At 41.3% G+C, this 14,428-nt stretch carries 10 protein-coding genes and 1 tRNA gene; 6 read left to right on the top strand and 5 right to left on the bottom strand.

Annotated features, from left to right (window positions below; all coding sequences use genetic code 11):
- Positions 1 to 45 precede the first annotated feature (45 nt).
- Together FDF36_RS17700 and FDF36_RS17695 are read right to left on the bottom strand one after the other, a co-directional pair.
- Positions 46 to 954, bottom strand: a complete 909-nt coding sequence (locus FDF36_RS17700; RefSeq protein ID WP_220392251.1) for a hypothetical protein — start codon at positions 952 to 954, stop codon at positions 46 to 48.
- Between the two features lie 236 nt (positions 955 to 1,190).
- Positions 1,191 to 1,274, bottom strand: a tRNA-Leu gene (locus FDF36_RS17695).
- 156 nt (positions 1,275 to 1,430) lie between these two features.
- Here FDF36_RS17695 and FDF36_RS17690 point away from each other — a divergent pair.
- Positions 1,431 to 2,513 (top strand): mannose-1-phosphate guanylyltransferase, encoded by a 1,083-nt coding sequence (locus tag FDF36_RS17690; RefSeq protein WP_005782042.1) that lies wholly within the window; start codon positions 1,431 to 1,433, stop codon positions 2,511 to 2,513.
- A gap of 168 nt (positions 2,514 to 2,681) precedes the next feature.
- On the opposite strand, the gene FDF36_RS17685 is transcribed toward FDF36_RS17690, so the two are convergent.
- The 3 genes from FDF36_RS17685 to FDF36_RS17675 form a co-directional block, all read right to left on the bottom strand.
- Positions 2,682 to 3,086, bottom strand: a complete 405-nt coding sequence (locus tag FDF36_RS17685; protein WP_101603984.1) for an HIT family protein — start codon at positions 3,084 to 3,086, stop codon at positions 2,682 to 2,684.
- Between the two features lie 50 nt (positions 3,087 to 3,136).
- Positions 3,137 to 3,601, bottom strand: coding sequence for a transcription elongation factor GreA (gene greA, locus FDF36_RS17680; protein ID WP_005791379.1), 465 nt, complete (start codon positions 3,599 to 3,601; stop codon positions 3,137 to 3,139).
- Between the two features lie 180 nt (positions 3,602 to 3,781).
- On the bottom strand, positions 3,782 to 4,933 hold the full coding sequence (locus FDF36_RS17675) for a TlpA disulfide reductase family protein (protein WP_005791376.1): 1,152 nt from the start codon (positions 4,931 to 4,933) through the stop codon (positions 3,782 to 3,784).
- A 196-nt stretch (positions 4,934 to 5,129) separates the two neighbouring features.
- Here FDF36_RS17675 and pnp point away from each other — a divergent pair, with 196 nt between their 5' ends.
- The 5 genes from pnp to FDF36_RS17650 all read left to right on the top strand — a co-directional run bounded on the left by pnp (position 5,130) and on the right by FDF36_RS17650 (position 14,222).
- On the top strand, positions 5,130 to 7,256 hold the full coding sequence (gene pnp, locus FDF36_RS17670) for a polyribonucleotide nucleotidyltransferase (RefSeq protein WP_005822256.1): 2,127 nt from the start codon (positions 5,130 to 5,132) through the stop codon (positions 7,254 to 7,256).
- Positions 7,257 to 7,419: 163 nt separating this feature from the next.
- The gene (locus FDF36_RS17665; RefSeq protein ID WP_032537606.1) at positions 7,420 to 7,980 is read left to right on the top strand and encodes an RNA polymerase sigma-70 factor; all 561 of its coding nucleotides are present in this window, start codon (positions 7,420 to 7,422) and stop codon (positions 7,978 to 7,980) included.
- A gap of 100 nt (positions 7,981 to 8,080) precedes the next feature.
- On the top strand, positions 8,081 to 9,013 hold the full coding sequence (locus tag FDF36_RS17660; protein WP_220392250.1) for a FecR family protein: 933 nt from the start codon (positions 8,081 to 8,083) through the stop codon (positions 9,011 to 9,013).
- Between the two features lie 259 nt (positions 9,014 to 9,272).
- Positions 9,273 to 12,593: a TonB-dependent receptor gene (locus FDF36_RS17655; protein ID WP_259281473.1), complete on the top strand. Its 3,321-nt coding sequence runs from the start codon at positions 9,273 to 9,275 to the stop codon at positions 12,591 to 12,593.
- Between the two features lie 12 nt (positions 12,594 to 12,605).
- A complete protein-coding gene (locus FDF36_RS17650; RefSeq protein WP_005782026.1) occupies positions 12,606 to 14,222 on the top strand; it encodes a SusD/RagB family nutrient-binding outer membrane lipoprotein in 1,617 nt (538 codons plus the stop codon).
- Positions 14,223 to 14,428 lie beyond the last annotated feature (206 nt).

Raw genomic sequence — 14,428 nt, 5'->3', positions numbered from 1 at the left:
GAAAATGAAGTCTAATTGACCTTTGTTTGAGCGTTCAATCTATGCTCAACCTTTTTTCAGTTGTTTGATGTACTTGTCTATGATTTCATATCCTTTCGGATAGATGTTTTTTGCTTGGTCTGTCGCACTGGATAAGTCAGTACGTGTAAGTGGTTCTCCTTTTATCTTTCCTAATATCAGCTTGTTATTTGCTATGACAGACTGCCATTCATAAACAATGTAATTATAGCAGCCAAGCTGCATCATAAGATAGGTAAACAAACGTGTATTATTAACTTTTAGAACCCCGTCAAGTTTACAGTTGAAAAAATCGGTAAGTATTCTTGCATTTATAGTGGTAGTAAAAACATGAGCTTCATTGATACAGTCGGTAAGCAGACTGATTTCCTTTTGGGTAAGTACGGATTTAAAAGGATTACTTTTACCTACAATCTTAACTGGTTTATTTTCCGTACTCGCTTCTTTCTCTTTTGGCAAGGCTTGTTCTTGGATGGCAACCGCATCTGTATAGTAATTGCTTTCCTGTTCTTGAAGATGACACAAATACTTGGAAAGCACGACAAGATTAACGATAATGGACAAATAAGGAAGCCGCCCATCATAACAGGACGGTTCATGCAAATATGCATCCATATCAAAATCAGAGCAGCGGAAACCGATATACTTTTTTCTTTCATCAGAATTCAAGTCCTCAAAATAACCACTTTCCCACAAAAAATCGGGAATATCCATATCCAATACAATGTTACGCACGACACGGTATTTTTGTTGGATGGCTACAATATTTTCAGTCACACGGAAAATTTCTTGTCGCAAATAATCCTTTAGCTGGGCTTGCGTCAAATATTCACGTTTTAAAAATAGTGCATCTACTTTAGTTTTATAGTCATGAGCTATACAACTATCTAATATCTTCTGTATTTCTCTGAAATTGTTTTCCATATGATTTTCCATAATCGTGCGCCTTTAAACGTTCTTACTACAAATATAAGGTAAGAATCTCACTTTTCCCGAAAACATCGGCAATAATAAGGTAGAAAAGATAGGATAAGCGTTAAGAAATTATAAAGATATGGGGAAGAAAACTATTAAAGTACACCTTTTCTTTGTATTCGTCATTCAGTACACATTTAGTACGCCCTATAAAAGCAGAAAACCCTGATAATCAGGTGATTATCAGGGTTTATTCGTACCCAGACCCGGGGTCGAACCGGGATGGAAGTGAATCCACTGGTGTTTGAGACCAGCGCGTCTACCGATTCCGCCATCTGGGCATTGGTTTCAAATGCGGTGCAAAGATACGGCTTTTTTTTGAACTTGCAAGAGTTTTATAAAAAAAAGGAGAAAAAAAGAATAAAAGATCGCATAAACGCTTCTATTTTCAGAGAATAAACCGTATTTTAGCAGAAACATTTAAAACAGTCAATATCATGACAAGCAAAGATAATTATTGTGTCATTATGGGCGGAGGTATCGGCAGTCGTTTCTGGCCGTTTAGCCGCAAGACAATGCCTAAACAGTTTCTGGATTTCTTTGGAACAGGTCGTTCACTGTTGCAACAGACTTTCGACCGATTCAACAAAATTATTCCTACGGAGAACATACTTATCGTAACCAATGCGATATACGCAGACTTGATAAAAGAACAACTTCCAGAATTAGACTCAAAACAGATCTTGCTGGAACCGGCAAGAAGAAATACGGCTCCGTGCATTGCATGGGCATCTTATCATATACGTGCCTTAAATCCAAATGCCAACATCGTAGTTGCCCCTTCCGATCATCTGATCTTAAAAGAGGGAGAATTTTTAGCCGCTATAGAGAAAGGACTGGACTTTGTATCAAAATCTGATAAACTTCTCACTTTAGGTATAAAGCCCAATCGTCCGGAAACCGGATACGGATATATCCAAATAGCAGAGCAGGAAGGAGACAACTTCTACAAAGTAAAGACATTTACAGAAAAACCGGAACTGGAACTTGCTAAGGTTTTTGTTGAAAGTGGAGAGTTCTATTGGAATTCAGGCCTCTTCATGTGGAATGTCAATACAATCATTAAAGCAGGAGAAACTCTTCTACCAGAATTAGCATCTAAACTGTCTCCCGGAAGAGAGATCTATGGTACACCTGAAGAAAAAGACTTTATCGAAGAAAACTTCCCGGCGTGCCCTAACGTTTCGATAGACTTCGGAATTATGGAAAAGGCTGATAATGTATATGTTTCTTTAGGAGACTTCGGATGGTCAGACCTTGGAACCTGGGGATCACTATATGATTTATCACCTAAAGATGAACAAAGAAATGTAACTCTAAAATGTGACTCATTGATTTACAACAGCAATGACAATATCGTTGTATTACCCAAAGGTAAACTTGCAGTGATAGAAGGTCTGGAAGGGTTCTTGGTAGCCGAATCAGATAATGTATTACTGATCTGCAAAAAGGACGAAGAACATGCCATACGCAAGTATGTGAATGATGCACAAATGAAATTAGGAGAAGATTATATTTAGTACTGTACGAAGTTAATTTCCTAAGTATACGAAGTTAACTTATTAGAGCTAAGAAGTTAACTTCGTATACTTAGGAAATTAACTTTATAAGTGCCACGAAGTTAATAAGAAAAAGGGGCTGAACGTTGCCGTTCAGCCCCTTTACTATTATTTAATGAAGGAAGAATTTTATTTGGCTGTTTCGTAAGCAGAACTAATAGCTTTGGCAATAGAAATAAACTCGTCGTCCGCCAGTTTCAATTTTGGATTAGAGAAAAGCATATCCGATTCTTTTTGAATAGGAATCAAATGAATATGAGCATGTGGAACCTCAAGTCCGATCACTGCTTCACCCACTTTTTTACAAGGAAAAGCTTTTTCAATAGCACGGGCTATTTTTTTTGCAAAAACGTGCATTGCAGCCAGATCTTCATCACTCAAATCAAAGATATAATCAACTTCCTGTTTAGGAACAACCAAAGTATGTCCCTTCACCAACGGATTGATATCAAGGAAAGCAAAAAACTTTTCGTTTTCAGCTACCTTATAGCATGGAATTTCACCCGCTATGATTCTACTGAATATTGTTGCCATAATCCTAATATATAAAATAGGGCAAGCCCGAATATGGACCTGCCCTCATGTTAAAACGAAATGTTTACTACTTCAAGACTGATTTTACCCTGTGGAACTTGGATCTCAGCAACATCACCTACCTTTTTGCCAAGTAATCCCTGAGCAATCGGTGTGCTAACGGAAATCTTTCCTTCTTTCAGATTTGCCTCGCTTTCTGAAACGATGGTATAAGTCATTTTCATACCATTCTTGGTATTCTTCAATTCTACTTTATTCAGAATCTGTACTGAATCTGTTTTCAGTTTCGATTCATCAATAATCTTAGCATCTGCTATAACAGCTTTGAGTTTGTTGATTTTCATTTCAAGCATACCCTGAGCTTCTTTCGCAGCATCGTATTCGGCGTTCTCCGATAAATCACCTTTATCGCGCGCCTCAGCTATAGCCGCAGAAATTTTGGGGCGTTCCACTGTTTCCAGTTCTTTAAGTTCCGCCATCAATTTCTTGTAACCTTCTTCTGACATATAAGCCATGATGTTTTCCTCCTTTTATTTTTAACGGTCATATAAAACAAAAAAGAATTCCAACATGAGTCATGCTGGAACCCTCTTTTCAATGATTTCTTCGCAAAGATAACCTTTTAAATGACATGTGTCAAGCAAAAAGCAATGCTATGTAACATATTTAAACGAAATCTTCTAATTTATAACAACTTAAAGCATAGACTTGATAGTACCTTCCAGATCTTTCACCGTCTCCCCACGGGCCCTCAGTTCATTGTTTCGGTTGATCAGGAAGAAAGCCGGCAGGTTCTGTACGCCATACAAAGCTGCATTGGTTGAGTAAATTCCATTCTCATCGCGCACGCATACCCAAGGCAGATTATCAGCTGATGTTTTCCAAAAATGCTCGTCGGCATCCAATGAAACCTGATAAATCTCCAAACCCTGACTTGCATACTTATTGTATAAATCACGCAGCATCAAGTTATGAGGAGCTGCCACCGCACTTTGATAAACAGTAAAATCAAGCAGAACCACTTTACCCTTCAAGTCAGTCAGCTTACGGATATTACCTTTCATATCTCTCAAAGCAATATCAATCACACCGGTTTCAGCAATTTTTTCTTCCGGTATCTCAATGGTCTTCTGTTGTGGAGTACGGGTATTCTTCATACCTTTTATCACTATATTATATAGATTCTTTGAACGCACCGCGTGTGGATAAGTATTGTTCAGACTGGTAGCCACTGCACCAAAACATTTAATATCATCCTTATTATTCAACGGATCAAAGATCATATAATTGTTTAATTTCTGAAATAGTGCAAAATAAGCAGAAGCAGTATTGGGTGCCGCAAAGATATAATTGATTTTCACATCATCTTTATAATTTTTCAGTAGTACGGCCAAGCTGTCTTCAAAAACATCGTTACCCAATTGATGAGCCTGTGCAGCCTTTACCAACGCATCTACATCTTTTTGCAGACGAACCTGTTTCAGAGTCAGCTCTTTAATTTTTGCAGAGTTCTCCGACCCTTCCACTGTATAAGCAGTAGAGAAATCTGTATAAGGTGCTTGAATGCTAACAGTTTCTGTTGAGTCAACCGAGAAATTAATTACTTTATCTTCAACCCGTAAACGATAAAACTCAGGAGATTCGGGACGCAATTGTTTAAAACTGAATGAACCGTCTCCTTTCAATTTTATAGAATCCAAAGGCACAATTCCTTCAAGTCCGGAAGCTTCCAGATAAAGCATTTTTCCATCTGCTCCCGAAACATCTCCCTTTACATTAAATTTAGGGTCAGAATTACAAGAACTTAAAGCAAGAGCCACAAGAGCTACTAACGTTACTTTTTTCATAATATGCGTGTTATTTTTCAAGCTGCAAATATACTTCTTTTCAAGATTAGTCAAAGCATTTTGCCGCGTTCTTCGTTCCAAAATTGAAAAAAATCAAATTCCTGCTAACTTTTTATCTCATTTTCACGATATTAGTGCAATAAATGTATATCTTTGCGGGAATTTTGAAAGAAAGATATTAGATAAAACAATTTTTATGATTAACCCAATTGTTAAGACGATCGAGTTGGGAGATGGCAGAACCATCACACTCGAAACGGGAAAGCTGGCAAAACAGGCAGATGGCTCTGTGATGCTTCGCATGGGTAACACCATGTTGTTAGCTACTGTTTGTGCCGCTAAAGATGCAGTTCCCGGAACAGATTTCATGCCGCTTCAGGTAGAGTACAAAGAAAAATTTGCAGCATTCGGCCGCTTCCCCGGTGGCTTTACAAAAAGAGAAGGAAGAGCATCTGATTATGAGATCCTTACCTGCCGCTTAGTAGACCGTGCTCTCCGTCCTTTATTCCCCGATAATTTCCACGCAGAAGTTTACGTAAACATTATCCTTTTCTCAGCAGACGGTGTTGATATGCCTGACGCATTGGCTGGACTTGCTGCTTCAGCAGCACTTGCTGTTTCAGATATTCCTTTCAACGGACCTATTTCAGAAGTACGTGTTGCACGTATTGATGGCAAGTTCGTTATCAACCCGACTTTCGACCAGCTTGAAAAAGCTGATATGGACATCATGGTTGCCGCTACTTATGAAAACATCATGATGGTAGAAGGTGAAATGAGTGAAGTATCGGAAGCCGAATTGCTGGAAGCAATGAAAGTAGCTCACGAAGCTATCAAAGTACATTGCAAAGCGCAGATGGAACTGACTGAAATGGTTGGTAAAACCGTAAAACGTGAATATTGTCACGAAGAAAACGACGAAGAACTCCGCAAAGCCGTTCACGATGCCTGCTACGATAAATCGTATGCCATCGCAGCTTCCGGAAACAGAAACAAACATGAACGTCAGGATGCTTTCGACGCTATCCGTGACGAATTCAAAGCTCAGTTCTCCGAAGAAGAGCTGGAAGAAAAAGGCGCACTGATTGATCGTTATTACCATGACGTAGAAAAAGAGGCCATGCGTCGTTGTATCCTCGATGAAGGAAAACGTTTGGATGGACGTAAGACTACTGAAATTCGCCCTATCTGGTGTGAAGTCGGCTACCTGCCCGGACCTCACGGATCAGCCATCTTTACCCGTGGTGAGACTCAGTCATTGACTTCAGTCACTTTGGGTACCAAGCTGGATGAAAAAATTATCGATGACGTTTTGGCCCACGGAAAAGAACGCTTTTTATTACACTATAACTTTCCTCCCTTCTCAACAGGTGAAGCAAAAGCTCAACGTGGCGTAGGCCGTCGTGAAATTGGGCACGGCAACTTGGCACATAGAGCACTGAAGAGAATGATTCCGGAAGATTACCCATATGTAGTACGCGTTGTTTCAGACATCCTTGAATCAAACGGTTCTTCATCCATGGCTACTGTATGCGCCGGAACTCTGGCCCTGATGGATGCCGGTGTGAAGATTAAGAAACCGGTATCGGGTATCGCTATGGGATTGATTAAGAATGCAGGCGAAGAAAAATATGCCGTATTATCTGATATCCTCGGTGATGAAGACCACTTGGGTGATATGGACTTCAAAGTGACAGGTACCAAAGACGGTATTACAGCTACCCAGATGGATATCAAAGTAGACGGTCTGTCTTACGAAATCCTGGAACGTGCCTTGAATCAGGCAAAAGAAGGACGTATGCACATACTTGGCAAAATAGAAGAAACTATTTCTGAACCGCGTACCGAACTGAAAGATCATGCTCCTCGTATCGAAACAATGACTATTCCTAAAGAATTTATCGGTGCTGTAATCGGCCCGGGTGGAAAAATCATTCAAGGCATGCAGGAAGAGACAGGTGCTACAATCACTATCGAAGAGATCGACAATGTGGGTCGCATCGAGATTTCCGGAACCAACAAGAAATCAATCGATGATGCAATCCGCCTGATCAAAGGCATTGTTGCCGTTCCCGAAATAGGTGAAGTATACAAAGGTAAGGTACGCTCAATCATGCCTTATGGTGCATTCGTTGAATTCCTTCCGGGAAAAGACGGTCTACTCCATATCTCAGAAATTGACTGGAAACGCCTTGAAACTGTAGAAGAAGCCGGCATCAAAGAAGGTGACGAGATCGAAGTGAAATTGATCGACATTGACCCGAAGACAGGTAAGTTCAAACTTTCAAGAAAAGTTTTGTTACCCCGTCCGGAAAAAAAATAAATAATTCCTGTCCTTACTGACAGATTGATAACCTGGCTATTATTTATAGCCAGGTTATTTTTTAACCGGCAATCAGTATAAAAGTCATTCTTTTATTTTGATATTCCAAAAAGTTTATGTTGCTTTGTCATAACAAAATCCAACGAACCTTTAAAATCTATTCATGTCAAGCAACAACAGTCTTCATACCATGGACCTATTCAGTCGGTTCTTCCAAGAAAACCAGGAGAGGTTTCTGTCGTTTGCTTACTCATATACCCGGAATAAAGCCGCAGCTGAAGACATCCTGATGGAAGCAATGATTAGCCTGTGGGAAAACCGTGAAAAATGGGAAAAGGATTCTAATCTCCACGCATTATTGCTCACTATCATCAAGAATAAATCTCTTAACTACCTTGAGCACGAACAGGTACGTATGCGGGCCGAAGAAGCCATCAACACACACAAACAGCGGGAACTCGACCTCCGCATTGCTACTTTGGAAGCTTGTGAACCCGAATCGATCTTCGACACCGAAATACAACGCATTGTATATAAAACACTTGAACAGCTACCGGAACAAAGCCGTCACATCTTTATATTAAGCCGTTATCACAATGCTCCCAATAAAAAGATAGCCGAACAACTTGGCATTTCCATCAAAAGTGTAGAGTTCCATATCACTAAAGCGCTAAAATTATTGCGGCTTGAGCTCAAAGATTATCTTATTTCCCTACTTTTCTAAAAAAAACTTCATTTTCCTTTAGGGTTGTCCGGGAGTATCCTGTTATATATACAGAAAGAGGAAATAAGGCCTCCGATAATATATAAACTAAAAACATTTTATGGAACAGGAACTACTATACAAGTATTTTAAAGGAACTGCCTCCGAAGAAGAAGAAAAACTAATTCTAAACTGGGTGGATGCATCTCCCGAAAACCGGAAAGCATTTCAAAAAGAACGGATGCTATACGACATAGCTCTGTTCACGGATGAAAAACAAATAAGCCGGAGAGACAAAAAAAACCGGATTCTCCCGATGTTGAAGTGGAGTGCACGTATTGCTGCCGTACTCATCGTAGCTGTCAGTTGTGGGTTCTTGTTTAAGAATTACCAATATGAAAAATCAGCCCACCGGCAAACCATAACTGTTCCTGCAGGACAACGTGCACAGATCACACTGGCAGATGGAACAAAAGTATGGTTGAACTCAAAGTCTACTTTGACTTATGCATCCAACTTCGGACGCCAAGAAAGAAACGTAGAGCTGGACGGAGAAGCTTATTTTGAAGTAGCCAAAAACAAAAAGATACCATTTTTTGTCAACACGGAAATAAACCGGGTAAAAGTGGTAGGAACCCATTTCAACGTTTGTGCCTACAAAGGCAGTAACGAATTTGAAACGACCTTGATTGAAGGTATTGTCGACATCTATCCGGTAGGAAGTGATCAAGTGATCACCCGACTGACCAAAGACGAGTTCTTCGGATCATACAACGGAAAGTACAAGAAGACTACTTTACCTTCGTACGATTATCTGAGATGGAAAGAAGGATTATACTGTTTTGATGACGCACCGCTTAACAGCCTGCTCAACAAACTGGAAAAATATTACAATGTGAACATAAGCGTAAGAAATCTGAAAATACTGAACTACCGCTGTACAGGTAAGTTTAAAGAGCAGGATGGCATAGAGCATATTCTGAAAGTCATTCAGAAGGATCATAAGTTCACATATCGCATCAATGAAGAAAAAGACAGTATCATCATTGAATAGAAATAAGGAAAGAGCTCAATATAAACCTTAAATTAGTACAAACCATTAAAAACCAGATACGCATGAAAAAGTAGAAAAGAAAGTCCATTATTCTCAAAAAAGAGAATCGGAAAGTACCCCCATACTTTCCGATTCGAAACAGTCAAAAATCGACCTTAATCAATTTATTAACTTAACACGTTACAAAGATATGAGAAAAATTTCTTTGCCAAGGCATTTATGCCCAAAAAATTTTGTTTCAAAACAAATATTGTTAACCATGAAGATCACATTATTCCTTCTCTTTTTCGTAGCACTCCAAGCTTACAGTGAGAATGGATACTCTCAAAATGCTAAAATAAGCATACCACGTTCAAGCCTGAAAGTAAGCGAATTACTATCGAAGATTGAATCTCAGACGGAATATCTGTTTGTCTATAATAAAAAGAATGTAGATACCAGACGTACAGTAAACGTACAGGCCGACAACAAAGCCGTATCCGAAGTTCTCGACGAGGCATTTAAAGGTACCAACATTAAATATGTAATGGAAGGGCACAACATTGTTCTGACCAAAAACAACGATAACGCCTCAACAGCCCAGCAGGACAGAGTAACCGTAAAAGGAGTAGTTACTGACCAGAATGGCGATCCCATCATCGGTGCCAATGTATTGGAGAAAGGTACCACAAACGGTTGCATCACCGACATGGAAGGCAACTTCAGCCTTAATGTACCCAGCAACTCTATCCTTGTAATTACCTATGTCGGTTATCAGCCACAAAACATACAGGTAAACGGACGGCAAAGCCTCAGCATAAAGCTACAGGAAGAAGCCATGGCACTGGAACAGGTAGTCGTAACCGCCATGGGTATCAAGAAAAAAGAAGCCTCCTTGACCTACTCAACACAACAAGTAGGTGGCGATGAACTGACCCGTGCCAAAGATCCGAATATGATTAATGCCCTTGCCGGTAAAACAGCGGGTGTACAAATCACCAAAAGTTCATCCGGACTGGGCGGCTCAGCCAAAGTGTCTATTCGTGGCAGCCGCTCTATCAGCGGAAACAACCAACCCCTTTATGTGATTGACGGTGTACCGATGCTGAATAGCAGCAACGAACAGGCTTCCACAGCCATCGGTGGTACTGCCGATGCAGGTAACCGTGATGGCGGTGACGGTATCTCCAACCTGAACCCGGATGATATCGAAAGCATGAGTATCCTGAAAGGAGCTTCCGCAGCAGCCCTCTACGGCTCACAAGCTGCCAATGGTGTCATCCTGATTACTACCAAGAAGGGTAAAGCCGGTATCCAGAAGATTACATTCTCTTCTAACTTGACTGTAGACCATGCCATCTGCCTGCCCGAATTCCAAAACAGTTATGCCATGGATCCCGAAGCAAAAAACGGTTGGGGGAAAAAGGCAACTCTAAAAGATTATGACAATGCAGATAATTTCTTCCAGAATGGTGTAACAGCTATCAATTCCGTATCCTTTATGAACGGCAGTGAAAAGATGCAAACTTACTTCTCTTATGCTAATACCACTGCCAAAGGTATAGTCGAGAAAAACAAAATGCAGAAGCACAATCTGAATTTCCGCGAAACAGCCAATTTCTTTAACGACTACCTAAAGCTGGATGCCAATGTCAACCTGATGACACAAACAATCAAAAATCGTCCGACTTCCGGTGGCTATTATATGAATCCGCTGGTGGGACTCTACGGTTTCCCGAGAGGTGAAGACTTATCCGAATATAAAAACAACTTCGAAGTGTTTGACCCGGCACGTAATATGAATGTACAGAACTGGTATACTTCTTATCAGGATATGGAACAGAATCCTTACTGGATCACCAACCGCATCAACAGCAACGATAAACGTACACGCGCCATCGCTTCACTGACCGCCAACGTGAAAATCACTGACTGGCTGAATATCCAGGCTCGTGGTACTGCCGATTACACACACGATCAGTATCAACAACGTATGTACGCTTCTACTGCTCCTGCCCTATCAGGACAAAACGGACGTTATATTGACTTGAACCATACTGAAACATTGTATTACGGTGATGTCATGGCTATGATAAACAAAAAATGGAATGACTTCTCATTGAATGGCGCGATCGGCGGCAGCATTAACAGTACGAATGTCAATTCTTTGAGACTGGACTCCAAAACAGCTTCACTGTACTACCCCAACGTCTTCACCGTAGCCAATATCAAAATGACACAGGCTGCTTATATCGACGAACAAATCAATCAAAAGAGAGTATTACAGTCTCTGTTCGGCACTGCCCAGTTAGGTTGGAAAGAAAGCCTGTATCTGGATGTCACCGCACGCAACGACTGGTCGTCTACATTGGCCTATACCAAACATAGCAGTTTCTTCTACCCCTCGGTAGGTCTGTCATGGGTGCTGAACAATACAGTGAAACTCCCCGAATGGATTTCTTTCGGAAAGATCAGAGGTTCATGGTCCAAAGTTGGTAACGATCTCCCGTTGTTCATCAGCAACACGATTCCGGGCAGTAATGATATCATCGGTGCAGGTGGTGCCATCGTTACTTACTCTAAAGCTCCTTTCAATGATCTGAAACCCGAGATGAGTACTTCCTATGAAATCGGTACCGAATGGAAATTCTTCAACTACCGACTGGATTTTGACTTCACCTATTATCGTACCAACACCAAGAATCAGTTATTTACATTGCCTTCATCGGCAGGTGCCGAGTATAAATACTACATGGTAAATGCCGGTAACATTCAGAACGAAGGTATAGAAATCACTTTAGGAGCTACTCCGGTAATGAATGACGCTTTCCGTTGGAAGACTCAATTTAACTTCTCTACCAACAAAAACAAGATTATCAAGCTTCATCCGGACCTGAAAACATTTGTTTATGGTGACGAAAGTTTCTCTTCCTCCTACTCCATGCGCCTGGTAGAAGGTGGTTCATTCGGTGATATTTATGGCAAGGCATTCGAGCGTGACAAGAATGGCAAAGTGGTGTTCACTACAGACGCAGACGGTGACAAGATTCCAAACGTTATCGGTGGCGGCAATACAGAAAAAGTAGGGAACTGTAATCCGGACTTTATGCTGGGATGGAGCAATACTTTCACTTACAAAGGTTTCTCACTCTACTTCCTGATTGACGGACGTTTCGGTGGCGATGTACTTTCACAGACTCAGGCCGAACTTGACCAAAGAGGTGTCAGCCTGAACAGTGGAAAAGCCCGTGATGCAGGTTATGTCAATGTCGATGGGACTCAAGTGAAACCGCAAAAGTTCTATACCGCAGTCAGCGGACGTGACGGATGTACGGAATACTATATGTACGATGCCACCAACATCCGCCTCCGTGAACTTTCATTAGGCTACTCACTTCCTCAAAGCTGGTTGGCCAAAGCCGGCGGTGCTTTCAAAGATGTCCAGTTGTCATTCGTAGCACGCAACCTGTTCTTTATCTCCAAGAAAGCTCCGTTCGACCCGGATGCTGTTCTTTCAACAGGTAACGATAATCAGGGTATTGACGTATTCGGCATGCCGACTACCCGCAGCTTAGGTTTCAATATTAAGTTCACATTCTAAAAGAGATTCATCATGAAAAACAATATCAAATATATAGCAAGTATACTCTTAGGAGGACTGATCGGATTTTCAGCCTGTACCGATTCTTTCGAATCATTCAATACCAACGAAGCGGGATTCGATAACGATAGCAAGAAACAGGATTTCAACTATTATGGTATTCCACTGGGCATTATCCAGCAAGGAATCTACTTTAATTACGACTGGGGAAGCGGTAAGAACTGGCCTTTCCAGACCATGCAAAATCTGGGAGCAGATTTATTCTCGGGATACGTACACGACTTTAACCCTTTCAACGAAGGGAAGAACAACAGCACCTATTATATGATGGACGGATGGAACGGCTCCACATGGGATAACACCTACGGATACATCATGCCGGAAGTCCAGAAGTCTGAGACAATCAACGAAAAAGACAATATAGGATTCTATGGCATCACCAAGATATTGAAGGTGGAACTGATGCACCGTTTGTCCGACTTGTATGGTCCGATCGTTTATACTCAGTTCGGATCGAAAACAGGTTCTACTCCCGATACGCAACCGGAAGCCTACAAAGCTTTCTTCAACGATCTGGACGAAGGTATCGCAAAGATACGTGAATATCAAAAAGCCAATCCGGAGATAGAGAGTTTTGCTAAATTCGATATCCTGATGCCTCAGGGGAAACGCACTTTCAGTGAGTGGATCCGGTTCGCGAACTCTCTCCGTTTGCGCCTGGCTGTCCGCATCGCTATGGCAGACTCTAAACTGGCTCTTGCAGAGGCGCAAAAATCCCTTACAGACAAAGAAGGATTGCTGGAAGGAAATGATGAGGTGGTAGCCGTATCGACAGCGTCGGGCTATACCAATCCTTTCGGAGAAATCAATATTGGATGGGGCGAGGTGTTTATGAACGCCAATATGGAGTCCTTGTTAGTAGGCTATGAAGATCCCCGTCTGGAAAAATACTTTAATAAAGCAGCCGGTTCCGACGCAACAAGCATTATCAATTACAAGGGCACTTACAAAGGTATCCGCCAAGGTACGGGCTTCAATCACAAAAACTATAACGGACATTCAAAAAGTACTATCACCCAGCAGAGTGATGCCATACTGATGACTTCTGCCGAAATATGGTTCCTGCGTGCCGAAGCAGCTTTGAGGGGATGGAGTAATGAGTCCGTCAAAGATTGTTATGAGAGAGGTGTAAAAGCATCATTTGCCCAATGGGGTGCTGCAGGAGCAGAAACTTACCTGGAAAGCGAGAAGAAACCCGCTGACTACATAGATGCTTTCAAAGCGGAGAACAATGTGAAAGCCGTCAATACGCTGACCCCTAAATGGGACGATGCTGCCAGCAACGAAGATAAACTGGGTCGTATCATTACACAAAAATGGCTGGCCATGTATCCGGAAGGAGGAGAAGCCTGGGCAGAACAACGCCGCACTGGTTATCCAAAATTATTCCCTGTTTTGGTCAATCAGAGTGAAGGTACAGTAGACACCGGCATCGGGCCACGCCGACTAAACTTCTTCGTAGGTATCAAAACAACCAACCCGGAACAATATACCCAACTGGTAAATGCTTTGGGTGGAGCCGATAATTGCGGTACTCGTCTATGGTGGGACACCGGAAGAAATTTCTGACACACAAAGGTATAAATTTTGATTAGTGGTGTTTTCTTCGTATTAGTTACGGGGAAAAAGATTGGAAGGGGCAAAGTCGGGGGGCTTTGTCCCTTTTCTATTAAAAATAAAATCAATAGAAAAAATCCCCGAAAGCCTAAACAATAAGTATATAATAGATTAATAACAAACATATTACCCATCATAGAGTGTTTCAAAAGACGTTC

The organism is Bacteroides fragilis, assembly GCF_019583405.1.
In the GTDB taxonomy this organism is placed as follows: Bacteria; Bacteroidota; Bacteroidia; order Bacteroidales; family Bacteroidaceae; genus Bacteroides; species Bacteroides fragilis_B.
Note: the sequence above shows the minus strand (reverse complement) of the source record. Positions and strands in the feature narration are given on the sequence as shown.